This is a genomic window from Helicobacter saguini, assembly GCF_000762875.2.
Classification (GTDB): domain Bacteria; phylum Campylobacterota; class Campylobacteria; order Campylobacterales; family Helicobacteraceae; genus Helicobacter_A; species Helicobacter_A saguini.
Map to the genome: position 1 here is coordinate 49,249 of NZ_JRMP02000013.1, position 25,429 is coordinate 74,677.

30 protein-coding genes are annotated in these 25,429 nt (G+C 34.1%); 11 read left to right on the forward strand and 19 right to left on the reverse strand.

Annotated elements, in window-relative coordinates:
* Positions 1 to 10: 10 nt before the first annotated feature.
* Both LS64_RS08435 and LS64_RS08440 read right to left on the reverse strand, forming a co-directional pair.
* Entirely contained in the window at positions 11 to 685 is a 675-nt protein-coding gene (locus LS64_RS08435; protein ID WP_034573201.1) for a toxin-antitoxin system YwqK family antitoxin, read from the reverse strand.
* Positions 686 to 883: 198 nt separating this feature from the next.
* A complete protein-coding gene (locus LS64_RS08440) occupies positions 884 to 1,246 on the reverse strand; it encodes an HAD family hydrolase (RefSeq protein ID WP_034573199.1) in 363 nt (120 codons plus the stop codon).
* Positions 1,247 to 1,390: 144 nt separating this feature from the next.
* Between LS64_RS08440 and LS64_RS08445 the strand changes: the two genes are divergently transcribed.
* The gene (locus tag LS64_RS08445; protein ID WP_034573197.1) at positions 1,391 to 3,127 is read left to right on the forward strand and encodes a sugar phosphate nucleotidyltransferase; all 1,737 of its coding nucleotides are present in this window, start codon (positions 1,391 to 1,393) and stop codon (positions 3,125 to 3,127) included.
* A gap of 10 nt (positions 3,128 to 3,137) precedes the next feature.
* Here the strand turns inward: LS64_RS08445 and dnaE are convergent, their stop codons facing one another.
* Entirely contained in the window at positions 3,138 to 7,013 is a 3,876-nt protein-coding gene (dnaE, locus tag LS64_RS08450; RefSeq protein WP_081948369.1) for a DNA polymerase III subunit alpha, read from the reverse strand.
* A gap of 146 nt (positions 7,014 to 7,159) precedes the next feature.
* Between dnaE and LS64_RS08455 the strand changes: the two genes are divergently transcribed.
* Positions 7,160 to 8,071, forward strand: coding sequence for a radical SAM protein (locus LS64_RS08455; protein ID WP_034573195.1), 912 nt, complete (start codon positions 7,160 to 7,162; stop codon positions 8,069 to 8,071).
* Positions 8,072 to 8,204: 133 nt separating this feature from the next.
* Here LS64_RS08455 and LS64_RS08460 read toward each other — a convergent pair whose 3' ends face one another.
* Together LS64_RS08460 and lspA are read right to left on the reverse strand one after the other, a co-directional pair.
* A complete protein-coding gene (locus tag LS64_RS08460) occupies positions 8,205 to 8,648 on the reverse strand; it encodes a hypothetical protein (protein WP_034573193.1) in 444 nt (147 codons plus the stop codon).
* Positions 8,649 to 8,710: 62 nt separating this feature from the next.
* Positions 8,711 to 9,208, reverse strand: coding sequence for a signal peptidase II (lspA, locus tag LS64_RS08465; protein WP_034573191.1), 498 nt, complete (start codon positions 9,206 to 9,208; stop codon positions 8,711 to 8,713).
* A 146-nt stretch (positions 9,209 to 9,354) separates the two neighbouring features.
* On the opposite strand from lspA, the gene LS64_RS08470 reads away from it, so the two are divergent.
* Positions 9,355 to 10,026, forward strand: a complete 672-nt coding sequence (locus LS64_RS08470; RefSeq protein WP_034573189.1) for a hypothetical protein — start codon at positions 9,355 to 9,357, stop codon at positions 10,024 to 10,026.
* 12 nt (positions 10,027 to 10,038) lie between these two features.
* On the opposite strand, the gene LS64_RS08475 is transcribed toward LS64_RS08470, so the two are convergent.
* Complete coding sequence (locus LS64_RS08475; protein WP_034573187.1) at positions 10,039 to 10,461, reverse strand: universal stress protein; 423 nt, start codon at positions 10,459 to 10,461, stop codon at positions 10,039 to 10,041.
* A 207-nt stretch (positions 10,462 to 10,668) separates the two neighbouring features.
* Here LS64_RS08475 and LS64_RS08480 point away from each other — a divergent pair, with 207 nt between their 5' ends.
* The 6 genes from LS64_RS08480 (at position 10,669) to LS64_RS08505 (ending at position 15,702) form a co-directional block, all read left to right on the forward strand.
* The gene (locus LS64_RS08480) at positions 10,669 to 11,139 is read left to right on the forward strand and encodes a hypothetical protein (protein ID WP_052062631.1); all 471 of its coding nucleotides are present in this window, start codon (positions 10,669 to 10,671) and stop codon (positions 11,137 to 11,139) included.
* A 13-nt stretch (positions 11,140 to 11,152) separates the two neighbouring features.
* A complete protein-coding gene (locus LS64_RS12470; protein ID WP_034573183.1) occupies positions 11,153 to 12,337 on the forward strand; it encodes a riboflavin kinase in 1,185 nt (394 codons plus the stop codon).
* 147 nt (positions 12,338 to 12,484) lie between these two features.
* Positions 12,485 to 13,105 carry a CvpA family protein gene (locus LS64_RS08490; protein ID WP_034573181.1) on the forward strand — a complete coding sequence of 207 codons (621 nt, stop codon included), beginning with the start codon at positions 12,485 to 12,487 and terminating at the stop codon, positions 13,103 to 13,105.
* Positions 13,106 to 13,134: 29 nt separating this feature from the next.
* Positions 13,135 to 13,566, forward strand: a complete 432-nt coding sequence (locus LS64_RS08495; RefSeq protein ID WP_138127307.1) for a hypothetical protein — start codon at positions 13,135 to 13,137, stop codon at positions 13,564 to 13,566.
* Positions 13,567 to 13,733: 167 nt separating this feature from the next.
* Entirely contained in the window at positions 13,734 to 15,077 is a 1,344-nt protein-coding gene (locus LS64_RS08500; RefSeq protein WP_034571497.1) for a DUF2972 domain-containing protein, read from the forward strand.
* Between the two features lie 82 nt (positions 15,078 to 15,159).
* Positions 15,160 to 15,702 (forward strand): class I SAM-dependent methyltransferase, encoded by a 543-nt coding sequence (locus LS64_RS08505; protein WP_052062449.1) that lies wholly within the window; start codon positions 15,160 to 15,162, stop codon positions 15,700 to 15,702.
* A 90-nt stretch (positions 15,703 to 15,792) separates the two neighbouring features.
* Here LS64_RS08505 and adhP read toward each other — a convergent pair whose 3' ends face one another.
* Positions 15,793 to 16,845, reverse strand: coding sequence for an alcohol dehydrogenase AdhP (adhP, locus tag LS64_RS08510; RefSeq protein ID WP_034571500.1), 1,053 nt, complete (start codon positions 16,843 to 16,845; stop codon positions 15,793 to 15,795).
* Positions 16,846 to 17,281: 436 nt separating this feature from the next.
* Here adhP and LS64_RS08515 point away from each other — a divergent pair, with 436 nt between their 5' ends.
* On the forward strand, positions 17,282 to 18,121 hold the full coding sequence (locus LS64_RS08515; protein WP_034571503.1) for a hypothetical protein: 840 nt from the start codon (positions 17,282 to 17,284) through the stop codon (positions 18,119 to 18,121).
* Positions 18,122 to 18,149: 28 nt separating this feature from the next.
* Complete coding sequence (locus LS64_RS08520; RefSeq protein ID WP_034571506.1) at positions 18,150 to 18,899, forward strand: hypothetical protein; 750 nt, start codon at positions 18,150 to 18,152, stop codon at positions 18,897 to 18,899.
* A gap of 172 nt (positions 18,900 to 19,071) precedes the next feature.
* Here LS64_RS08520 and rpsG read toward each other — a convergent pair whose 3' ends face one another.
* From rpsG to LS64_RS08560, 12 genes are all read right to left on the reverse strand, one after another.
* Positions 19,072 to 19,539 (reverse strand): 30S ribosomal protein S7, encoded by a 468-nt coding sequence (gene rpsG / locus LS64_RS08525; RefSeq protein WP_034571509.1) that lies wholly within the window; start codon positions 19,537 to 19,539, stop codon positions 19,072 to 19,074.
* Between the two features lie 20 nt (positions 19,540 to 19,559).
* Positions 19,560 to 19,916: a hypothetical protein gene (locus LS64_RS08530; RefSeq protein ID WP_034571512.1), complete on the reverse strand. Its 357-nt coding sequence runs from the start codon at positions 19,914 to 19,916 to the stop codon at positions 19,560 to 19,562.
* A 15-nt stretch (positions 19,917 to 19,931) separates the two neighbouring features.
* Positions 19,932 to 20,333: a 30S ribosomal protein S12 gene (gene rpsL, locus LS64_RS08535; RefSeq protein ID WP_034571515.1), complete on the reverse strand. Its 402-nt coding sequence runs from the start codon at positions 20,331 to 20,333 to the stop codon at positions 19,932 to 19,934.
* A 126-nt stretch (positions 20,334 to 20,459) separates the two neighbouring features.
* A complete protein-coding gene (locus LS64_RS08540; protein ID WP_202391492.1) occupies positions 20,460 to 22,439 on the reverse strand; it encodes a methyl-accepting chemotaxis protein in 1,980 nt (659 codons plus the stop codon).
* 259 nt (positions 22,440 to 22,698) lie between these two features.
* Positions 22,699 to 23,205 (reverse strand): hypothetical protein, encoded by a 507-nt coding sequence (locus LS64_RS13315; RefSeq protein WP_052062299.1) that lies wholly within the window; start codon positions 23,203 to 23,205, stop codon positions 22,699 to 22,701.
* On the reverse strand, positions 23,178 to 23,417 hold the full coding sequence (locus LS64_RS13320) for a hypothetical protein (protein WP_202391491.1): 240 nt from the start codon (positions 23,415 to 23,417) through the stop codon (positions 23,178 to 23,180). Before LS64_RS13320 ends, LS64_RS13315 begins: the two co-directional genes overlap by 28 nt.
* Before the next feature lie 34 nt (positions 23,418 to 23,451).
* Positions 23,452 to 23,784 carry a hypothetical protein gene (locus tag LS64_RS13325; RefSeq protein ID WP_202391490.1) on the reverse strand — a complete coding sequence of 111 codons (333 nt, stop codon included), beginning with the start codon at positions 23,782 to 23,784 and terminating at the stop codon, positions 23,452 to 23,454.
* A gap of 33 nt (positions 23,785 to 23,817) precedes the next feature.
* Positions 23,818 to 23,988 carry a hypothetical protein gene (locus LS64_RS13330; protein ID WP_202391489.1) on the reverse strand — a complete coding sequence of 57 codons (171 nt, stop codon included), beginning with the start codon at positions 23,986 to 23,988 and terminating at the stop codon, positions 23,818 to 23,820.
* A gap of 9 nt (positions 23,989 to 23,997) precedes the next feature.
* Positions 23,998 to 24,144: a hypothetical protein gene (locus LS64_RS12475; RefSeq protein WP_160659275.1), complete on the reverse strand. Its 147-nt coding sequence runs from the start codon at positions 24,142 to 24,144 to the stop codon at positions 23,998 to 24,000.
* Between the two features lie 465 nt (positions 24,145 to 24,609).
* Positions 24,610 to 24,885, reverse strand: coding sequence for a hypothetical protein (locus tag LS64_RS08550; RefSeq protein WP_118949079.1), 276 nt, complete (start codon positions 24,883 to 24,885; stop codon positions 24,610 to 24,612).
* Positions 24,886 to 24,962: 77 nt separating this feature from the next.
* The gene (locus tag LS64_RS08555) at positions 24,963 to 25,157 is read right to left on the reverse strand and encodes a hypothetical protein (protein ID WP_118949078.1); all 195 of its coding nucleotides are present in this window, start codon (positions 25,155 to 25,157) and stop codon (positions 24,963 to 24,965) included.
* Positions 25,150 to 25,359 (reverse strand): hypothetical protein, encoded by a 210-nt coding sequence (locus LS64_RS08560; RefSeq protein ID WP_034568876.1) that lies wholly within the window; start codon positions 25,357 to 25,359, stop codon positions 25,150 to 25,152. The genes LS64_RS08555 and LS64_RS08560 overlap by 8 nt, the downstream gene beginning before the upstream one ends.
* Positions 25,360 to 25,429: the final 70 nt, after the last annotated feature.

A 25,429-nucleotide genomic window follows, 5' to 3' on the forward strand; every position in this document is an offset into this window, starting at 1 on the left:
TAGAATAATCTTAATCGCAGGGTAATTTTCCATTATTTTCAAAATTGTGTATATGAGCTTGTGTTAGCTGTTTTCCATCGGCGCACTCCCCACTTACACCTTGATTATCTTTATACACTATTGTCGCGCGCACATCGCCATCCTCATCATATACTTTTGCCACTCCCTCTCTTTTGCCTTGTGTAAATGGTATTTCGCTTAAAATTTCACCATTTTCAAAATAATTCTTTAACATGCCATCTATTTCGCCGTCTTTATAAACGTAGTCCGCACTTAAATTCCCACTTTCATAATATTCCTTTGTAAAAACAGGTTTGCCATCTTTATATTCTGTAAAAAAAGATACTTTTCCATTTTTATGAAAACCTGTCATACTAATAAGTTCAGAATCTTTGCCACTTAGATTCTCAAGATAAAGATAGCCTTCTTCTTCATGATACATTTTTGTCAATATTCCCCCGTTATCCAAGCATATATCTTCGCATTGTAGTTTTCCGTTTTCATAATAGCTTTTAGCTTCTATTATGCCAACTTCATCAGAATCAACAAGCACACTCTCAAGATTCCCATTTTCATAATATGTCTTTGTCGTTGTAATGCCATCTTTTTCTATGGTTTCGCTTTTTAGCTTACCATTTTTGTGATATTCCTTGTTGTTACCTGTGAAAAAATCAAAAATACCCATAGCTTTCCTTTTTAAAAAATACTAATAGATTATACAACAATAAAAAAAAAAAACATTTTGTAATATAAATATTTAAAAAAATATACACAATGTAGCAAAAAGTAACATTTAATCTTATTTTTAGTTATAAATTAGAATTTAAAATAATTTTAAAGATATTATAGAATCTTTGAAAATGTTAGATTTTATAACTTTACCCTATAAATCATTATCGATTTTAAATTCAATTTGTAAATGTTCATCGCGTTTTTTATTTATGACGTAGCCGCAAATTAGCCCACTTGGCTTATTATCATTAATCAAAATTCGCTCACCAAAAGGCAAATCACTAATTATGCAATCAAAGCGGATATTTTGCGATTTTAAAAAAGATTCTAATGCGGGAATCTCGCTTTTAAGCCTTGATGTAAGCAAGATAATTTTATCATTTTGAGGTATTTTTGCGAAAAATTCCCTTACACCATCTAGCAAAATATCACCGCCAAATTTATGCCCATTATGCCGCACAATCGTGCCATCCACATCAATTAGCCATGTTTTTGGTAGGTTTGATAAAGTCATTTTTCGCCCTTTTTTAAGTTTCAAAATAGAAATTTTAACATTTTAATGCTTTAATTTTGCAATATTTCGCGGTGGTTTAAGACAAGTTTTAGAATCTAGATTCTAAACGCCCACCCTATTTTAAAAACAACAAAGGCTCAAAATATGCTAAAGCAAATCATTATCCAAGCAGGTGGCAAAGGCACGCGTCTAGAGGGCTTAACGCGAAATAAGCCAAAGTGCATTGTGCCTTATGATAATCTGCCCATCATTTTTCATCTTTTTAGGAAGTTTAAGGGCGCTAGATTCACTATTATCGCGGATTATAAGATTGATGTGCTGGAAAAATATTTGCAAATTTTCGCTGAAAATGTAGATTATAGAATCTTAAAACCGCGTGGGGAAGGGACTATTTCAGGGATTAAAGACGCAATTTCTAGCTTTAAAAATGATGAATCTTTTATGATTATTTGGTGTGATTTGATTTTAAGTGAAAGTTTTAAATTACCTAATGAGTTAGATTCTAAAGTTATAGAATCTAAAACTCCTGTTGTTGATAAATTAGATTCTAAAGAAACGCGCTACACTAAAAACTACATAGGAATTTCTAAGTCTTTTGAGTGTCGCTGGAGCTTTGAGGCTGGAATCTTCGCTGAAAAGCCAAGCTTCCGCCACGGCGTAGCAGGGCTTTTTATTTTTTCAAATAAAAAGATTCTAAAAAATATCCCTACAAGCGGGGCATTAGTTGAGTGGCTGCAGCACCAAAATATCGAGTTTAACGAGCTAAGTTTAGAATCTTGCAAGGAAATCGGCACGCTTCTAGCCTACACAAAGTGCAATCCCATAAGCCTTACGCGTCCTTTTAACAAAATCGAGTTTAGGGATAAAAGGGCGATAAAAAGCCCGCTTGACACGCAAGGTCGCGAGATTGCTAAAAAGGAAGTTGCGTGGTATAAATTCGTTAGCAAACAAGGTTTCGCCGATATTCCGCACATTTATAAATACGAGCCGCTCGAGATGAAGCAAATTAATGGTAAGAATATTTTTGAGTATGAATGTTTGCTAGATTCTCAAAAACGCGAAATTCTATCACAAATCATTGCTACTTTGCACACTTTGACGCCGCCGCGAAAGGCCGTCAAAAGCGATTGTATTGAGACTTATATCACAAAAACTTTTAGCCGTTTAGAGAAAGTAAAAGAGCTAATTCCCTTTGCCAAAAATGAGTTTATAAAAATTAATCATAGATATTACAAAAATATTTTGTTTTGCAAGGATACTTTGTGCGATTTGATTGAAAAGCATTTGCCAAGTGCGTTTGTGGTTATTCATGGTGATTGCACTTTTTCAAATATTCTCTTTGATAGTTTTAATATGAAATGCGTGCTAATTGACCCGCGAGGCTACTTTGGAAAAAGTGATATTTATGGGGATAAAGATTATGATTTTGCTAAGTTATATTATTCGATAGTTGGTAATTATGATACTTTTAATCGTAAAAAGTTTTCGCTTTTGATAGAATCTAATAGCATAGAACTTGCGATAAAGACAAACGGCTGGGAAAATATGGAAGAATACTTTTTTGAGCTTATTTCACAAAAAAGATTCTATATAGATTCTAATTTAGATTCTAAAAATCCTAAAGATTCTAAGAAAAAGTTAGGAAATATAGAATCTAATCTTGCAAATCTTAAAGATTCAAAGTTTATAGAATCTAATAACGCTAAAAATTCTAATAGAAAAAATCCTAATTTTATAGAATCCAACATCATTAGCAAAGAAAAAATCAAACTTTTACACGCACTAATTTGGGCAGGTCTAACCACTTATGCGTGGGAAGACTACGATAGCATTTGTGCCGCGTTTTATCATAGCAACATTCTCCTTGATGGCATAATATAGAATCTAGATTCTATATAACTTTCAATTTTGCTGCTGGGAAAAGTTTTTCTAGTTCGGATTCTAGGGAGTGGCTTACATAGAAGTTGCTTTGCATTAAATATGCGGATTTAGATTCTATGTTTTTAAAGCCTATGGCAAATTTTGAGTTGCCTTTGTGAATCTTAGCTAAGTTTGCGATTTTTTCCACATCTTTTTTTTCTATCATACTATCAAATATGATACATAAACAGCTATCTTTTTGGCTCATCTGCCCTACTAAATCAATGGGTGTGACATGATTTTCATAGCTAGATTCTATATCTTGCAGGGCTTCTGCTTTGCCATAATTTTTATCTCTTCTTACGCGGATATTTACATCTTTGCACTCTTGCAGACTTTTAATATCAAAGATTTTTATATCCACTTTGTAGCTTACAGCAGATTCTAAGCCATTCATAGAATCTTCTTCGCCATATTCTTTATCAAGCACTACGTTTTTACTAACTTTCCCTACGATACCAACAGGCTCGCTTAAGTCCATTTCTTCTAGAATCTCTTGCTGATTTTCAAATAAAATCAATTCTTGAGCCCCACTAAAATCAATGATTTTTGTCACACCATAAGTGCGATTTGACTTTTTGCTAATCCTTTTTTCTATCTTTTGAATCTTGCCTATGATTAGCACAGATGAGCTATCTTCTAGCGTTTCTAAATCTTTGATTTTCACCACATTTTTTATGCTATTTATTTCATCTTTAAACTCATCTAATGGGTGTCCGCTAATGTAGATTCCAAGACATTCAAACTCATTTTCTAATAGAATCTTATGCGGTAGTTCAGGCAGATTTTTCATTTTTAAAGAGATTTTAAATGAATCTTGTCCAAATAAGCCATTTGTCATTTCCGCCTTTGCCTTTTGTGCGTTTCGCCCCATTTCGCAAATGTAATCGACATTTTCAAGCATACTAGCCCTTGAAAAGCCAAGATTATCCAAGCTCCCACTTTTTATTAGCGGCTCTATTGCTCTTTTTGAAAGCTTATTAAAATCCACACGCATAATAAAATCTGCCAAATCTTTATACACGCCATTTTCTAGTCTATTATCAATAATATTTTGCAAGGCGTTTTTACCAGCCGATTTTACCGCAGCCAAGCCAAATACGATTTTTTTAATATTACTTTTTTCAATTACAACAGAAAAATTTGTCTTAGAAATATTTACATGCGGTGGCAATACTTCAATACCCATAGCTCTTACTTCATCAATATATTTTGCCACAGATTCTATCTTATTGCTTTTGCTAGTAAGTAGGGCTGCCATAAATTCGTGTTTAAAATATGTTTTAAGATAAGAAGTTTGAAATGTTAAGATTCCATAGGCAGCTGAATGCGATTTATTGAATCCATATCCGGCAAATTTTTCTATTAAATCAAATAATTCTTCAGCCTTTTTTCTATCAAAGCCTTTGCTTTCCGCGCCATTTGCAAATTTTTCTTTATTTTTCTCCATTATTTTAGTATCTTTTTTACCCATAGCGCGGCGGATTAAGTCGGCTTCACCAAGTGAAAAGCCACCGATTACTTGCACAATTTGCATTACTTGCTCTTGATAGACTATGATTCCATAAGTGCTTTTTAATATCGGCTCTAGCTCATCAAACATATATGTGATTTTTTCACGCCCGTGCTTTCTTTCTATAAAGCTATCTGTCATACCACTTTCCATAGGACCTGGGCGAAATAGGGCTAAAAGGGCTATGGCGTCATTAATATCTGTTGGCTGGAGCTTGCGATTTATTTCTTGCATTCCATTAGATTCTAGCTGGAAGATTCCAAGTGTGTTTCCACTACGCAGTGTTTGATAGACTTTAGGGTCATTCACATCCACGTTTGATAAATCTAACGTGATATTATCGGTATCTTTTATAATATCAAGGGTATCTTTTACCACGCTTAAAGTGCGAAGCCCTAAAAAGTCAAATTTTACTAAATCTACTTCTTCTAAATATTTCATAGAATATTGTGTGATTAGCTCTTCACTATCGCTATAATACTCTTCGCTTTCATCATCTAGCTTTTTTTTATTTGTTTTTCTATACACATATAAGGGGACTTTATGCCACAATTCTTGTTTAGAATCTACAACTAAGGCTGCGGCGTGTTTTCCTGTATTTCTATTTAGATTCTCTACCTTTAAAGCCATATCCCATACTTGTCTAGCTTTTGGATTAGATTCTATAAGCTGTTTTATTTTTGGCTCTAAATCAATTGCCCCTTCAACATATTTTCCACTTTTTTTATCAGTGTAGCCTTGCAGTGTTATCCCCGGCTTTGTTGGGATTAGCTTTGCAAAGTTATTCGTATCATTTAAGGGCATATTATAGATTCTACCTATATCTCTAATAGCGCTCCTTGCTAGCATTTTACCAAAGGTTACGACTTGTGCTACATTATATTTCCCATATTTTTCTCTCATATATTCTATTACTTCATTTCGTCTTAGCTGGCAAAAATCTGTATCAATATCTGGCATAGACACACGTTCAGGATTTAAAAATCGCTCAAAAAGTAAGTCATATTTTATAGGGTCAATATCAGTTATTTCTAAGCAATAGCTAACTAAACTCCCAGCAGCGCTCCCCCGTCCAGGTCCCACAGGTATCTTATTTTCCTTAGCAAAATTGATAAAATCCCAAACTATTAGCATATATCCGGGGAATTTCATTTGATTTATAATTTTCATTTCATAATCTAGTCTATCAATATAGATTTGATGCTCTTTTGGTGGAATCTTTTTTAGCTTTTTAGCCAAGCCTTTTTTGCACTTATGCACGAAATATTCTTCTTCGCTTTCTATATCTAGCCCTTCAGCCTTTGCATATTCTTTTGCAAATGTAAAGCTAGGTGGGGTTGGCGGATTTTTATCATTTTTTAAGTCTAGCTCTAAATTGCATTTATCCGCTATCTCTTGCGTATTAAACACCGCTTCAGGTATATCGCTAAATAAATCTAGCATCTCACGACCGCTTTTTACATAAAACTCGCTTAAGGGTTGATACAATCTTTTTTCATCATCGATATTTTTACCCATTGCTATCATTTTTGCAGCATCTTGCAAATCTGCGTCATCTCTTTTAAGATAGTGCGCATCATTTGTGGCAATTAGCTTTATACCTGTTTTTAAACTAATATCAATCAAGGCATTATCAATATAAAGCTGGTCATCAATACCATGTCGCATTATTTCAATATAGAAATCTTCTCCAAACATATCCTTATATTCCAAAGCAGATTCTAAAGCGGCATCATATCCACTAGCCCCCATTGTTTTCTTTTTATGTAGCCTTTTGCTCTCCATTCTAGGATTTAGATTCAAATGCCAAGCAATCTCACCACTAATACAAGCAGACGTGCAAACTAGCCCACTGCAATGCTCCCTTAGAATCTTTTTATTAATTCGCGGATATTTATACATCCCATGTATAAAGCTCTGGCTTGAAAGATATAAAAGATTCTTATACCCCTCTTCATTTTTGGCAAATAAACATAAGTGAAATCGCGGGACATTCCTATCTTTATTATCCAAATCTTGTTTATTGTGCAAATATGCTTCAATTCCTATAATAGGCTTTATCCCATTTTCTTTCATAGCCTTGTAAAACTCTAACGCCCCAAACATATTCCCATGGTCGCTCATCGCCACGCTATCCATTCCTAGCTCTTTAATCTTACCTGCTAGCTCTTTAATGCGCATCGCCCCATCAAGCAAGGAATATTCAGTATGCAAATGCAAGTGCGTATAAGGCACAATAAGACTAGAATCTTTTTTGTATCGATTAATATCATATTTATTTTGTATTGTATCATTCGCGTTATTAATAGATTCTATATTTTTTAACTCACTCATAATTTATCCTTAAAATTTTTATAGAATCTTAGTCAAAAAACATTAAGAATTTTGCCTTATTTTTAGAATCTTTTTTTGGATTAGATTCTATAATTATGTTTTAAAAAATATGAGAATCAAAAATTCTATAAACTTCAAGGAAAAATATGCAAATAACCTTTGGTCCCATACTTTCAAGACGTTTTGGTGTAAGCCTTGGCGTGGATTTAAGCCCAAGTGTGAAGCAGTGCAACTTTAACTGCGTATATTGTGAGCTTAAAGCCGCAAAGCCTATTGATACACAAAGTGAAATTACGCCTACGCAAACGGTTTTAGATTCTATAGAATCTGCCCTAAAAAAAAATAACAACATCGACGTGCTAACCTTTACAGCAAATGGTGAGCCGACACTTTATCCGCACTTGCAAGAGCTAATTATAGAATCTAAAAAGATTCTAAAGCCCTATGCGCACATAAAAACCTTAATCCTTAGCAATGGCACGCGTTTGAGCGAGTGCAAGGAGACTTTGCAGCACTTTGATATTGTGAAATTTTCGCTAGATTCTATTGATTCTAAAAAATTTAAACGCGTGGATAAGCCAAGTCGCATGATAAATTTAGAGCATGTGAAACGCGGTATAATCGAGTTTTCGCGCGATTTTAGCGGCGATTTGGTGTGCGAGATTTTGATTGTCAAAGATATTAATGACGATTTGGAATCTAATGCGGCGTTAGCGGAGTTTCTGCGTAATGTGCGACTGAAACGCGTGGATATTTCGACTATCGATAGACCTAGTAGCCACCGCGTTTTCCCTGTGTCAAATGCGCGGCTTTACAAGATTGCGGATGTGTTTAGCGGCTTAAATGTGTGCGTTGTGACGCGAAAGAGCGATTTTATCGTGGCAAAGCAAGATTTGGATTCTTTGCAAATTTTGGATTTACTAAAAATGCGTCCTTTAAGCGTGATGGATTGTGAGATTTTATTTTCTCAATCTAGCCTTTTAGTGTTAAAAAACTTGCTAGATTCTAAGCAAATTAAGCAAAAAAACATCGTTGGCGTGGAGTTTTATTGTTTGTGAAAACAGTTAGATTAGAATCTGTTTTAGATTTGCTACAAAAACCCAAAAAAGATTCTAATAATTTTGTAATTTCTTCCTTGAAATACAAAATATTATAAAATTTTATAAACAATCTTAGAATCTAAAACCCAGCTTACGCACTAGCCAAAATCCCAGCATTCACATAGTTAATGTTATACAATTTATTGACTAGCTGGTTAATTAGCCCTCGCATTTCCATACTCAAATTCTCATTTTGCAAGATTTGATTGAATGAATCAAAGTTAATCTCATCGCTCACCCGCGCAACATACCCCGCCGCAATCACATCTTGACTATTCAAAATGTTCTCGCCTTGCAGGATTGTCGCCATATTCATAAAGCTCTCCGCATCGCGGAAACTGCCTTGCAAACTATCCCCCAAACTCTCAATTTTTTGCAAATACTCCGATTTGACAAACACATCTTGCGGCAAATAACTATCATCCACGCTGATAGGCACATAGCGGTTTCGCGCGCCATGCTCCATATCGATGCTGTATTGATTATGAACGCCGTCTGTGTATCTTTTCTGTAAAATATTCTGTGAAACTTGCATGTTACATCCTTTCAAACAAAGTTTAGAAGGATTAAAGCAAAAAGGAGTCCAACTTTTAGAATCTAAGATTTTTTCTTAAAAATCACCTGCCAAATAAATATCGCAATGCCGCAGTCAATCACAACATCCGCGAAATTAAAAATAGGAAAATCAAACCCAAAATGATAATAAATATAATCCACAACGCCGCCGTGCAAGAATCTATCAAGCACATTTGACAAACCACCACCAAGCATCATAGCAAAGGGAATGTAATGCGTCCTAAAAAGCTCTTTTTGTGAATATAAAATAGCAATAATCACAAAAATTAGGGCGATTTGAATATACTTTAACCACTCGCCAAGTGATGTAAGGAAGGAAAACGCCACGCCTGTGTTAAAAACTAAGGCAATAGAAATAATAGGCATATCTTTAATCATGTAGAAGCCGTGTAAATCAATCTCATCTTTGCTAATACCTTGAGTAGAAATTACAAAATCAATTAAAATATATTTTATGGCTTGGTCAATTAGTAACAAAATAATCAAAATAATTAAAAATATAAAAAAAACTTTTTTCATACTATGTTTTCCCTAACCTAAATACTAAAACATAATTATACTAAAAACATTATTTTACATATATAATAAAACATTCTAAATAATTAAAGATTTTTATAATTCAGCTAAAATTTAACCATAAACATTTATTCTAAAAGTTTTTCAAAATGAAACTAATCGAGCTTATTTTTAGCATTTTAATCATTGCGATTTTATCTTGTGGGGCGTTTCTTTCCTACTCTCTTGCCCTGCCAAATAACACGCGAAGCACGCTAACCACGCTTTATGCCTTAAAGCACACACGCATTTTAAGCCTAGCTGATTCCACATATTTGGGCTTTTTGGAGTTTGGCGATATTTATAATTTTGCACGTGTAGATTCCGCTAGATTATTGCAAAATACGCAAAATTTCCTATGGCAGACGCAGTTTCACACAAGCGGCATTTATACTAAAAATAGCCTGTCAATTTATCGCGATACGCCGCGATTTGCTAGTAGCACGGACTTTGATAGGCGACCTTTGGCGGGCGATATTGTCGCACTAAACGTGGGCAATTCGCAGTGTCTAAGCGGCTATAATAACAGCAATATCACGGGCTTTTGCAAGGATAATGCGGCATTTGATTTTCGCTTGTTTGAATCTAATCGCTTGGATTTGCTGTCGCTTGGAGCTATGAGTAGTTGCGTGGAGCGCGATACTTTTCGGTTTTATTTTAGTGATTTTGGGAGTATTTTGTGTGGGAATAACATTCATACGCCACTTTCACAGCAAATAAGAGTTGGAGATTCTATCATTATGCTAGAAAATTTGAGTGGATATGCGTTTATTTTGCATTAGATTCTATAGAATCTACTTTGCCACCAAAACAGGAATGGGCGAGGAGTTTATGAAACTATTTTGATGAGAGTTGAAAATGCGCTTTAACATACCGCTTTCACTAGCCCCGATTACTAGCAAGTCGTATTGATTAGCAATCTCAAGCACGACATCAATGGGGTTGCCATTTTTTAAAATCTTCTTGGTCGCAATGCCCTCCTTGCTAAAAATGGCGGCAAATTCATTCAAAATCTCATTTGACTCCTCCGCTTGCACATGCTCTAAGGACGCATAATCCACAATGCCGCTTTCAGCCAGCACAATAGTCTCCGCGCTCACATGCAAAAGTGTTAGCTCAATCTCACTTCGCTTTGAAAATAGCTTAATTATCGTGGGCGCGGCTTTTCTACACTCATCAGTATCGCTTACGCCAAACAAAATCTTAATCGCATCCATATTTTCTCCTTAAGTGTTTTAAACTAAGATTCTACAAAAAAAGCTTAAATATTATAGAATCTAAATTTATGAAATTTATTTAATAATTTGCTTTTTACTTATCGCTAACTTATATTTTTGAAAAATACAGAATCTTGTAAAATCTTAACCTTAAAATTATAGAATCTAGTCTTATTTGACTTTTTAGATGATTTTAAAGGATTTATTTTGCGTGTTTTTATATTTATTTTTATTGCATTGTTTGTTGGGTGTAATTCCAAAAAAGATTCTAATGTAGATTACAAAGATGAACTGGCAATGCAAAAATGGGCTTTTGACACTCGTTATGTAAAAACAATTGATGATAATAGTTGGGAACAGTTTAAAATTGGAGAGTTAAATAATTACGAAGATTTCAAAATTGATTTCACATTTATTTCTACAGGAAAACCGCAAAATTGCACACTTTATTCAAAAGGAATTTTTCTTAATTCCGCTATACATACGCAAAAAGAAGTAAAAAATAAAAAAAAGATATTGTTTCGTCCTAATGTAATCCCAAGCATAACAATCACTTTAATACAAGCTAAAACAAACAAAAATACCATAGAAATTGAAATAAGTGATATGCAAGAATTTACAAAAATCTGTGGCAATGTGCATAATAATGCAAATGGAGTATATGCACTAAGTGAATAAACTAAGGTAAATTATGAAAAGTTTTTTTTTTTATCTTGATTCTAAACTCCCATTTACAAGCGTTGCCATCGGTAAATTTGATGGTATGCACAAGGCGCATTTAAGGCTTTTAGAGCAGCTAAATGAAAGCGAAGATTCTAAAGATTTAAAGCAAAATGAGAATAAAGATTCTACTCAAATTGAGAATACCAAAAAAGATTCTAAATTTATAGAATCTAAAAGCCAAAATTTTAAAGATTCTACTCAAAATAAAAAAATAGATTCTAAGGCTTGTGCGTTGTCGATTGCCTCGATTAAAACGCCCTTTGTGACGCCGCCAAATGAGCGTCAAAAGTATGCAAATGTGCCATTTTTCCGTCTAAAATTTGAGCTGATTAAAAGCTGGGATAGTTTGAAATTTCTAAAATTGCTCTTTGAAATTATGCCAAATTTGCAAGAAATTATCGTTGGGTATGATTTTTGCTTTGGGGCGAATCGCGCTAGTAATGTGCTAGATTTACGTGATATGCTAGATTCTATAAATCGTAATTATGTTAAGGTAAAAGTTATAGAATCTATAACATATAATGGCACTCCCATTCACACAAGTATCATAAAAGAGTTGCTAAAATATGGCGATATGGACTCGGCAAATGCGATGCTTGGACGCTTTTTTAGCATAAAAGGACGCATTATAAAAGGGCAGGGGCTGGGTAAAAAGAGCCTTTATCCTACAATAAATATTAAAAATAGCTTAAATATTATTCCAAAATTTGGCGTTTATGCGAGTTTTGTTGAGTTTTGTGATGATATTTTTGATGAAAAAAGTTCTAAAAATACTAACTTTATGCAAAAAAGATTCTATAAAGCTGTGACTTTTATAGGCAATCGACTAAGCACTGATAAGCATTTTTCAATCGAAACACATATTATAGAATCCGCCAAAAGTTCTAAAAATCATAACTTTATAGAATCTAAAGATTCTAAAACTTTGCAAGATTGCATAGAATCTAATGTAACTTTTAATGAAAAAAATTCCATAAATTATAACTTGGAATCCGCCCTAAAAACCACAACCCACATTCGCATATTTTTCGTCCAAATGCTAAGAAATAACAAAAAATTTAGCGACTTAAACGCCCTAAAAACGCAGATAAGCAAGGATATAGAATCTGCCAAATTGATATTACAAAATGCAAATCAAAATCTTTGTAAATAAATATTAGATTTTTAATTGTAATAAGAAGCACAACATTTAGCAAAATTTAGTATTTTAAGATAAAATTTTATGTTTATTTTCGATTTATAGAATCTAGATTCAATGATTTGATAAAAAATTAAAAATTATACACATTTTGGGGGCGTTATGAGTGCGCAAAATTACATCGACATCGGCGTCATAGTCGTGGTTTTAATCCTAGCCATACGCGGCATGCAAAACGGGCTAATACAAGAAATCGCCGCCCTAATCGGCTTTGTTTTAGGGCTATATTTGGCGACAAAATACTTCGCACTTGGCGCGGAATACATCGGCTACACGGGGCTTGAGTTTGAAAACGAGAGCATTTCTTGGATTTTGTCATTCATTATCATTTTGTCGTTAGTGTGGGTGCTTTGCCTTGTGATAGGTGCGGTGGTGTCGCGGTTTGTGGTCATTATGCCGAGCCTAAATGTGATAAATTATTTTGGCGGATATTTGTTCGCGGCGCTGAAATATTTTCTTATTTTGAGTGCGATTTTGTATGGATTATCGCAGGTTGAGTTCCTAAAAAAGCCTATTGCGGACAATTTCAAGGCGACCGCGACCTATCCTGTGATGATGGAAATCGCGCAAAAAATTATGAATTTTGAAACTTTTAAAGAAATGCAAAAAGAAATGAGCAAGGGCGTAAGTAAAATTAGCAATAAAGCCAAAGAAGACGCCGCAAAACAGGGCGAAAAAGTGAAAAAAGATATACTAGATTCTGTATTGCAAAGCATTAAATAATCTTTGATATGTCATTAAGGAGAAATAATATGATAAATTTAAAGCAAAAGGACTTTATAGATTCTATAAATATTTTTAGCATCTCTAAGCAGTTTAGTGTTAAGCTTAAAAAGTGGAAAGTGTCCCTTGCGTATCGGTTTGCTCCGTTTTTAATACTTAACAAACAAGAGTTTGCGGTTTATAAGATTTTGTGCAAAAGGTTAAAGTGGAATTATAAGAATATTTTAAACACAGATTCTAAGTTTTTTTATAAACATTTAAAAAGCCATATTGAATGGGTTAGCTCAAAAAGTTTTATAGAATCTTATGGCGATTTTATCGCACTTTGCAAAGATGAGAGACTAGATATAACTAAAAGCCTTTTTAGCAACAATCTAGATTCTAATAAAGATTCTAAAAACATAGAATCTAAATCCACAAATAACATTACCCCCCCCCCCCCGTTAGCCATAGCAATATAGAATCTACAAACCACAACACCTTTAAAGATTCTAAAAACCCAAAAGATTCCAAATTTTCCCAAAATAAAGCTTCCAACTTTATCCACCCATTCCCCCCTTTACTAAATCCAAACTCTATAAATTACGAAACGACACCCCCAGCCTTAGCCTATCATTTAAATCTCCCCTTGCCACAAAACTATAACTTTGTATATTTTAGCAATGGCTCATCTGCCTCTGCGGCTAATCTTTACTATTTTGAGATTTCACACGCTCTAACAAATCCTTACTGGCTAGGCGACTGCGAAAAATACATAAAAGATTACACCTTGCTTTTACATCACAAAAATGAGTATATTTTCCTATCATTTCACCCACTTGTCTCTACCAAAAATCTATTTTTATTCAATAAAAAAGTAGATATGTATTACATCGCGCGAGACCCAATAGAAAAGCTCCAGCATGGCATAAATCACACTGAAAATGGCTTAATTGATGAAGAAATCGCTAAAAATCCACTAAGCAAACGTTTTAATCTAACCTGTGATTACAACAACTTATTTGTAACACCCTTTTATCGATTAGGTAGCAAAGTCCCGCAAATGCAGGCTTTAGATGATGAATGGATATATAAATCTTACATTGCCTTTAGCTCATACTTAAAAATCTGGCGTAATTTAGGGCTTATAAATAATGTGTATTGCGTTGATTTCAAAGATTTTAGCAAGGAAAAGGCTTTTGATACTTTTGCTAAAGTCGCAAATCATTTTCACTTTACTCCGCCTAGTGATAAAAAAATCTTTAATGATAGAATCAATCGAAATCGCGGCGTGCTAATAAATCTCCCTACAACACTTGTAGCCGCAAATAGTGATATTGCTAACGCCTTTTGCAATGGCAGTGAAAATACACAGAATCTAGCGAGTTTAGATTCTAAAGATAGCCTAAATATCCACATCGGCACTTATCAAGATTTTATCACAAATGGCTCTTTTATCGATATTTCTAGCGAGTTTTTCACTGAAAAAATCATAATTGATAAGACGCAGATTCTAATATTTATGCTAAAAAGTGAATATTTTATTTTGCGTGAAAATGCTTTGCTGCTAAAAGCGTGTAAAAACTATTTGCACGGCTACATTGATACGTTGAAAAATAAAGTAAAAGAAACGCAAAGCCATTTAATAAGCGAAGATTCTATAATAGAATATTTGCGAAACAATAAAACTTTAAGGGAAAAAATAAAAAATATAATGGATGTTGAATTGTCATTTTTTAAGGAAAACTATCCGCAAATGGTTGCATCTTGGGAGTATTATCAAAAGTTTGAGGCTATGTGTAAGGGGATGCGTCATTACGAGCAAAGCAATCCAAATAACGGGGATAGTAAAACAGATTCTAATAATTTTATAGAATCTAAAAACTTAGATTCTATAGAAAATATAGAATCTAAAAACTTACAAAATCCCAAACTAGATTCTAAAAATATTATAGAATCTAAAACTATTACCCCCCCCCCCGTTAGAAAATGACTTACAGGATAAAGCCTACTGGGAAAATTATTACAAAACGCACAGCAGTGCGGATAAAGAGAGCCTTTTTGCCTCCTTTTGCTTGCATAATTTTTTTAAGCCAAAGCTAGTCGAGCTAGGCTGTGGGAATGGTCGCGATAGCATTTATTTTGCCAAAAATGGCTTAGATGTGCTAGGCATTGATATGTGCGAGAATGAAATAGCACTTTTAGCGAAAAATAATCCAAATGTGCGGTTTAAATGTGCGGATTTTACGCGGCTAGATTTCATGCAGGAGCTAAAAGATATTGATATTATTTACTCGCGTTTTACGCTACATAGCATTACGCAAGAGCAGGAAAATAGGCTGTTTGCGTGGATTGTGGCTAATCTTAAAAGTAATGGGCTTTTTTGTATTGAGGCACGCGGGCTTAAAAATTCGCTTTATAAAAAGGGAAAGCCTGTAAGTGGCGAGAAAAACGCCTTTATTTACAATTCGCATTTTAGACGCTTTTTAGACTTTGAGATGTTGTGTGAGAATCTAAAATCGCATTTTAAGATTCTATACGCAAAAGAAGAAAAAAACTTCGCCCCATACAAAGATGAAAACGACTACTTCATCCGCATTATCGCTAGAAAAAATTAAGAAAATATAGAATCTAGATTCTAAAAATCCATAGAATCTAAAATTAGATTCTATAACTATAAAATCTAACCAAAAGGCGAATATCACAAGCTATAACGCCATATCAAGCACCATTCGCCCATCAATTTTTCCCTTTCGCATATTATCAAAAACTTCGTTTATAGAATCTAGCTTAGTGCCTGTCACGTGGGCTTTTACACGACCTGTCTGGGCAAACTCAATTGCCTCTTGCAAGTCAAGGCGTGTGCCAACAATCGAGCCGCGAATCGTGATTCCATTCAAAATCATATTGAAAATATTCACAGGAAATTCGCCCGGTGGCAAGCCATTCATCGCCACGGTGCCGCCGCGTCTTGTGACGCCAACGGCTTGTTTGAACGCCACAGGATGCACCGCAGTTACCAAAACGCCGTGTGTGCCGCCCTTTGTCTCTTTTACGATTTTATCAATCGTGCCTTGCTCGCCTAGCTCTTTTGCGTTTGCGACCACTTCTGCGCCGTAGCGTTTGGCAAGTTCTAACTTTTCATCGGCTACATCGATTGCCGCGACCCGCAGTCCCATCGCACGTGCGTATTGCACCGCGACATGCCCTAAGCCGCCGATACCAGAGATTGTCACCCACTCGCCAGGTCGCGTATCAGTCATTTTTAAGCCCTTATACACGGTCACGCCAGCGCATAAAATCGGCGCGATTTCGACAAGTTGTGCGTGGCTTAGGTTTTTATCCAAAATGCCGACATAGTCCGCCGCGCCGATTGCGTATTCTGCAAAGCCGCCATTGACCGAGTAGCCGCCATTTTCTTGCTTTTCACATAGCGTCTCCCAGCCTGCAAAGCAGTGTTCGCAGTGTCCGCACGCGCTATAAAGCCATGGAATGCCCACCACATCGCCTACTTTAAGGTGTGTGACGCCCTCGCCTAGCTCGACTATTTTGCCGATACCTTCGTGTCCGGGGATTAGATTTTTCTTTGGTTTGACTGGCCAGTCGCCGTCCACCGCGTGTAAGTCCGTGTGGCACACACCACAAGCTTCGATTTTGACTAGAATCTCGCCGCGACCAGGCTTTGGTATCGGCACTTCTTCTATCACTAATGGCTTCCCATACTCTTTGCTAACTGCCGCTTTCATAGTTTTCTTACTCATGAAATATCCTTTTTTTAATATATAGAATCTTTAGATTCTATAAATACGTATAAAAAATACACATTTATAGAATCTCGAATCTATCGACTTTAAATTGATTTTAGAATCTAGATTCTAAAAGTCGCACATTTTTAAAATGATTTATAGAATCTAATTTCTAACTGCATTCATTATAGTGAAATTTAAACGAAAAATCAATCTTATTTTATTTATTTCGCAAAAATTTGTAAATGTGTGTAAAAATGTAAAATATAAACACCAAAATGTTAGATTAGATTCTATATAAAGAATCTAGAACCTATTTTTTAATGATTTTTGATAGCACTTAAAGATGTTATTTGTGTATTTTTGATAGAATCTTTTGTATATTTCTCCTTTATTTAGAATCTAATTTCTAAATCATTTTAACAACACAAATAATTTCAAGGATAATGATATGCGAGTTATTGTATTGTCTTATTTAATTTTTGTTACTTTAATATTTTTTAGCTTTTTTACTCATATTAGTGCTGATACTTTTCATAACCCAAATGCTTTAAAAGAATTTTTAAATTTACAAAATAAAATCAAGTTTGGCGTGCAACAAAGAGCATGTAGCACATGTGATTGGAGTATTAGCTATCCTTTAGAATCTAATTTTGCAACACAAAACTTAGATTCTATCAACATTGATTCTATAAAATCACCGCAAAATCCAGCTAATCTAAACAGACAACAAAGTAAAAACATGGAGCAAGTTTTACAATATTCAGCAATGCAGGATTTATTTGATACTAATATAGATGCTGAAAATGATGTAAATTACGAATTTTTAGGGCAACGTAATGGAGGTGGTTATCTTGATAATTTGAACTCAAATAATTCATTGTTTCAAAATCCACTAAATACACAAAATACTATGAAACCACAGAATCTAGATTCTATAAATTCATTAGATAACCACATTACACAAGATATAAAACTAACAAAAGCTACCTTTATGAAACGAAATGTTGCAAGTGCTTATGAGCAGATTCTAAAACACAAAGGTGTATTAACCTGTATGTATTGCGGTGATTTAGATAAGGTCGCTTCCATATTACCAACAGATTCTAAGATAGCAAAATTTCATAATGTAACCTACACTTTTACACCAAGTGTAAGCGATGTAAATAATGCACTTTATCGCATTGATATTGCTGATAGTGCTTGTGGTATTGTAGATTCGCTAATTTTTGTCACAGATAAGGTTTCTACGCAGCTTTTTGTATATTCAAGAACTAGGTGTAAAACTTAGCTATCATTATGTTTGGTAAAGGAAAATAATGGATACACAAAAATTTAATCACAATATTGCTATTATAGAATCTTTAAATGTTAGCTTTTATGAAAAAGACTTAATACGAAGTGCATACTATAATCATATAAACAATATTCCTATAAATAAGGAGGCTAACAATATTCTAAATAAATATTTTATTGTATTTAGAAATGGTGAAATAATTTTTAGAAATGGAAATGTAGCACGTGCTTTTAACAAAAAACAAGAAATTGAAAATCGTAAAAAACTATACAAACAACGCACACAACAAAAAGAAAATGTTTATAACAAGGATTTTTTACAAGAAAAAATATCACCAGATACAAACTCAAATCTTATAGAACATACATTAAAAAAAGCAGATTCAATATATAATGACGGGATGGGAATCTTAAATAAATGTAGTGAAGTGCTAGATTCATGGCTTACAAAAGATGAATTATCTTACAAAACAAATATAAGTATGATAGAGCAAATAAAAGGGAATCTTGCAAGTAGTATTAAGGCATTAAATGAATTTTTAAATCCATTCACAAGCTTTTTTGATGCTTTAGATGATAGCTCTAAAAAAGAAATTTTACAAAAAGCAGATACTTTTTTGCAAATATTGCAAACAGAAAAAACAGCCAGCACAAATTTACTAATAAAACTATCGGAGCTAAACGCACACAATACAAAAAATAAAGAAAGTATATCAAATGACGAAATACAAAATCGCATAAATAGTCTCGATGCTTACAAAAAAAACAAATAGAAAGGTTATAGAATCTAAAACAATCAATTTGCAATTAGCACAAAATTGTGTTTGTTGTTTGTAATATCATGATTGTCTTACTACTTATCTCATAGCTACAAATCTATCCTAGATATTGTTTTTATAAATGTAAAAAACTTAGCAATAAGATAGAATCTAAATATATAGAAGATTACCAGCGATAATGCGCGAAAGCCTTATTAGCCTCAGCCATTTTATGCACATCTTCTTTCTTTTTAAACGCAGCGCCTTTATCACTTGCCGCGTCCATCAATTCATTTGCCAAACGCTCCATCATAGTTCGCTCATTGCGTTTTCTGGTAGCCTCGATTATCCAGCGGATTGACAGGCTTTGCTGACGCTGCGCGCGCACCTCAACAGGCACTTGATAAGTCGCACCACCCACACGCCTACTTCGCACCTCAACTAGCGGTCGCACATTATTTAGCGCCTTTTCAAACACCTCGATGCCCTTTTCACCGCTCTTGCTCTCAATCTTTTCAAACGCAGCATAAATGATTTTCTCCGCCACGCTTCGCTTCCCATCGAACATCATTTTGTTGATAAACTTCGTCACAACCTTATTTCCATAAATGGGGTCGCCTAGCACTTCTCTAACAGGGGCTTTTCTACGTCTCATATTTCTCTCCTTAAATTAAATTATTTTCCAAAAATTTTGACAACTTGACAAGTAATGTCGTCAAATATTAGATTCTGGTTGTCTTTGTCGTTTTCAAAATAAGCTTTACCATTGTAGCCTTTTACTCTTGCACCATAATCCACCCATCTACCATTATATCCGCCATTGCAAAAACCAGGCACGTCCGAATCACACTCATACTCACCACAACTAACCCTTACAATAGTTCCATTACCTATATCAAAAAGGCTATCGGCTTTCCAAGTTACTTCCACTTCACGCAATTCCGCAAAAGCAAAAACAGACAATAACAAAAAAGAAATTATAAATTTCACATTAAAACCTTTTGTATGGATTGCTTCGGCAAAGCCTCGCAATGACGGCCTTAGAATCTACTTTTTAGCAGGGGCTTTCGCGTCACCACCCTTAGCCTTTTTCGCACCATATTTACTACGCGATACGCTTCGTTTCGCCACACCAGCGGTATCTAACGCACCGCGAATGATGTGATATTTCACACCCGGCAAGTCCTTTACACGACCGCCACGCACAAGCACGATGCTGTGCTCTTGCAAATTATGCCCAATACCAGGAATGTAGCTAATGACCTCAAACTTGCTTGTAAGCCGCACTTTAGCGACCTTTCTAATCGCGGAGTTTGGCTTCTTTGGCGTGGTAGTATAAACCCTCGTGCAAACGCCACGACGCTGCGGACACTCCACTAACGCGGGAGATTTTGTTTTTTTAACGACCTTTTTTCGCTCCTTGCGAATTAATTGATTAATCGTAGGCACTTCTATCCTTTAATTTTTAAATTGAAAAATGCTAATTATAGCAAAAAATTACATAAATTTGACTTAAAATTTATAGTATCTATACAATTTTAGATTCTATAAACTTAGAATCTAGATTCTAGTCCCCTAGAATTTTTTCTTATTAACATCCTCTAGGATTTGGTTGGCGACTGAATCTACGGCGGTGGAGATGTCTTTAGCGTGGTTTGCTATATCGACATTTTTTTGCGTTAAAGATTCTAATTGCGAGATGGCTTCATTTATTTGTCCTATGCCTGTGGCTTGTTCCTTGATTGACTCGCCCATATCATTGATTGACTGCACTAAAATATTTGTGTTTGCTTCAATTTCGCCTAAGCTTTTTTGCGTTCGCTCCGCAAGTTTCCTTACCTCATCAGCGACAACGGCAAAGCCACGACCATGCTCTCCAGCCCTTGCCGCTTCTATTGCCGCATTTAAGGCTAGTAGATTTGTTTGGTCAGCGATGTCGCGGATAATGCCGATTACATTTTTAATATCTTCGCTTTGCCCTATTACTTCGCCTGTCCTGCCACTTACATTTTGCATAGAAGACGTAATTTGCTCTACCGCCGTAGCCGTTTGCTCTAAAGATGACGCTTGAGTATTTGTAGATTCTGTCAATGTCCGCACCGCTTCCTCTAAATCCTTGCTTTTAGATTCTAAATCATTTGCAAAGTTTAAAGACGTTCGCAACATATTTTGAATCTCATGTCCCAAAGTATTCGTAACGACTTCCACCACGCCCTTTGCATCCTTTACCTCAGTGGTAAAATCTAAAGCAGTGTAGCTTTTAAACACACGCGCTATTTCATTCGTGTCGCCCCCGATATTTTTTTCTAGCACATCAAGCATAGAATTTAGCACATTTTTAAGCTGTAAAAGTTGCGGATTTGCCGGGATTGCTTCAATTCGTGCGCGAAGATTCCCACCCTCAATCTCTTTTGCCTTAGCACTTGCATCTTGGATTGCCGCGGCGTCCTTGCTTAGATTATTTTTGGTATTTTGGATATTTGCGTTAATTGCGGCTGCCATTTGCCCAAACTCATCGCGGCTATTGACCTTTATCACATCCACATCGTGGCTTTTATGATTGACAAAGTCAAAGAATGAATTAAGCCCATTTTGCACCACACGCAAGGATTTCATCATCCTATCAATGATAAATTTGAAAATGAGTGCCGAAATAGCCATAAGCACAAGGCTTAAAATAAGCTGCTCTATAAAGCTCTCTTTTAAAGGCTCGGTATAAAACTTCACACTTGTAATGCTACACATTATGTATTCTGGGTTGTTTGCGACATTACACACGATTGCTTGTTCATTGCCATTATCATCTATGGCGGAGAAAATATCATCGATTTTATTTTTTGGCTCTAGCAAACTAGGATTTGCCCTAAGCTGATTAGCGATATTTGTGCTAAGGGCGGTCTTTTGCATTATAAGGTTAGAATCTTTGTGGAATAGAATCTGCCCTTGCGGATTTATAACCATAGCATACGTGCCTTCGCCCTCGCCCATTTCTAGCACTTCCTCGCTAAAGTTTGCAAGGCTCACATTCGCCCCGATAACGCCCATTAGCTTACCACTAGCGTTTCGCACGGGCATTGTGTAGGTGATAACCATTATCTTACTCGTATCGCTAATGTAGGGGTCTGTCACACTTAGCTTATTTGTCTCAAGGGCGTGTTTGTGCCACGGACGCACACGCATATCATAGCCATCGATAGTAGGGCTACGCACGCGTCCATTGCTATAAAGCATTTCATTCGTGTCTTCTACGCCATAATAAAGCAGCTCAAAATCGCCCGCTTCTTTAATAAGTAGCAAAAACTCGATTAGAATCTTATTATCAAGGTGGTCATCTTTAGCTAGTTCTTGCGCTAAAATCTCGACATGGCGGTGCTTTTGCTCGGCTATCGCGTTAAAATCAAGCACGACATCGCTCATCGTCTTAACCTGAATGCCACCCAAATAATTTCTAATATCATTTTGAGATTGTTTAAAACTTAGAATCATAATACAAATAAGCAGGAATGCGATAATCCCGCAACCAAGTAATGTGAGTTTGCCCGAAACACTTTTCATCAATTTTATCCTTAAATTAGCCTTAAACCCTTACAAAATGTCATATTTATGCAATAAAACAATTTTAGATTTTATCATTAATTAGATAAAAAGTAACTAAAAATTTGGAAAAAAATTGAAAAATCGACGTAAATGTAATATTTTTGTGTATCTAAGTTATTTGTATATGAATTTTAATAGTGTTAATATTAAAACATTTACTTACTTAGTATTAATTCTAATAAATAAAGAATATTAAATTGCGGACAACAATATTTTGTTAATTTTTAATGTTGTGTTTTTTAGCAAAAGATTCTATTTTATCTCGTAAGTCTTGCGGAAAAGATTCTCTATATATAGCTGGGATTCTTGGGTCTAGTTTAGAATCTAGTTTCCCTTGTTTATATATTCTCTCTAAATATTCAGGCGTATAGTATAATGGGGCATTTGGATAACCTTGTGGTGGTGTTACTGCCAGGATTTTAACTAATAGTATGGATGTTGTCATCCATAGTTGTGCTTGTTCTTTACTCATATCATTAGATAAGTTAATATCAAAAGGTTTTATATCAAATGCTAGTTCTTCTATAAATTTCTCCCTATCTTTTTGTGTTGCTTTAGGACTTCTAGGGTCGATAATTTCACCATTACTAATTTTCTCTCTTGCATCAAGTAATGAAAGTCCTTCGAAATCATAAGTAAATTGTTGAATAATATCTTGAAAATTTTGTAAATTTAAATCGATTATCCATTCTAATCCTAATATTTCATCAATATATGGATACATTCCAAATTTATCTTAGTTTCTCGCAATGGATTTTTGTATTGTCCATCTGTAAATAAACCATATCCATACAACGCTTTTTCCCATATATTTCCTAATTGAGTTGTTAAAACTCGTAATTGATATGTTCTTGATGTAAAACCATGCCCTGTATTTCTATTTTTAAAGCCTTCTATATCTCCTAGTATTCCTGCTGCTATATTCCATTCATTCATTGCTAGATACCCATTGCCTAAATGTGCTAAGTCTCTATTTTTCTACTGTTTCATAAAGCTCTGCATATTTTGTATTAATTAACTTGCCGTTATCATCTATATTTGCTATTGCTTCAAATGGTATATCTATTACGCTACTTCTTATACCACTTCTTATTACTAAATATTTATACCTTTCTCTTTTTGTTGTTAAAGATTCAAAATATGCTTTCTCTTTTTTAGTCCATGGAGCTATTGCTCCATTTAGTGGGTCTTTTAGATATAAACTTTGCCATTCTTTAAATTTTATAAGATTAGATTTTTCTCCTACTTTATAGCTTGGGTCTAGATAATTTGGTTTGTAGTTGGCAAAAGGTGAAGATTCCATAATTTTGTAAGATTGAATTAAAGCTTTGCTCCATTATTTTGTGTATTTACCTATATTTTTTTTAGAAGTATTGAGAAATTCTAATTCACCTGTTTTTTTATTAATTTCTATTATTAAAGCGTTTATTGTATATATAAAGTCTTGCTCTAATATTACGTTTTTTCTCTTTAATTGTTCTATTATTTGTTCTCTTTTAAAGCCCATAACGCACCTTTATCCCATATACAATCCGTCTTCTATAATTATAGTTGTTGCTAGTCTGCCTATGAATTTAGGACGTTTCACTTGCATTTTAATATCTTTTAAATTGCTAGCATTTTTATTAGAATCTTTATTTTCACTTTCCTTATTTTTATCCAATATGCCTATATACATCGACTTAATATTATTTTGTCCTATAATATTCAATAATTCTAGTAATTCTCTAAATTTTGAGTGATAGTTATTCTCTTGTTGTTTAGTGTTAATAATTCCATTAGCTATATAGCTTAGTATATCTATGCACTTATTGTAACAATCTATTGGCTTATGTTCTGCGTCGTTTTTATCTATAAATTATACTTTTTTAATCTACAATATCGTTATACACGCACTTTTAAAGCTAAAAAAAGCAAGTTTAGAAAATTGTTACTAACAATTTTACTAACAACTTAAGCTATATTAAGCTATCCTTAAGATTTCAAATAACATTAAGATTCTAGCAACTAAAAATCTTAAATGAAATTATATCAAATTATTACAAAATAAAAACTTAAATGAAAATTAAATTAAGAAAATTTTAAGATAAAAGTAGATTTAAAAATTAGATTCTATTCATTCCAAAAATTAGAATCTATTTTTATTCTTTTGTGTGTAGTCTTTAATCACAAACATATTAAGCTTTTTAGATTCTAAATCATTGCTAGAATCTGCATTTACTAAGATAGCTTTACAATCCACTTTAAAACGAGTTTTTGCTATATTTGCTAAATCACTTAATACATTATCTTTATTAGCATTGAAATAAGCTTCCCTTTTATTGTCAATAGCTAATATTTCCCTTTTTTTAGCTTCCCTTTGAAATATTTTTCCAGCACGTGCTATTTTGTCTATTAAATCCATTACACTACCCTTTTACTTTCATTCCTTAAATAGATTCTAGCAAAATGTAGCTTAAGCAATCCTTGCAAAAAAAAGATTTATTTGTGTGTATTTTTTATCTTAGAATCTTGCTTATGTGATAAATCCTTGCTAGATTTTACATTGACAGCAGATTCAACATTGACAGCAGATTCCAGCCTTTGATACTTTGCAAACGCATTAAAACGCTTTTTATTTGTATTATGTGAAACCTTTAAAAATTCTATGCCATAGTCAATAATACTTTTATTCATTACAGAAATCCCGGTAATACTTTGCTATCACATTCTCTTTGATAGCTTCTCTTTTTAAACGCTTTTTTTCGATATATTCATAAGTTTCATTATCACTTAAAATAACGCTTTTCCCATACTTTGCAATCTTTGCTTCTTTTTTAGCTTTTTCATTTCTACATATTGTAGCAATTTCATTAAGCAAACTTTGAATCTTATCCATTACGCTTCCTTAAATTCTTTTTTAATCGTAACATTGCTAGAATCTAGCAAAATCTTACCCTTGCTACCCT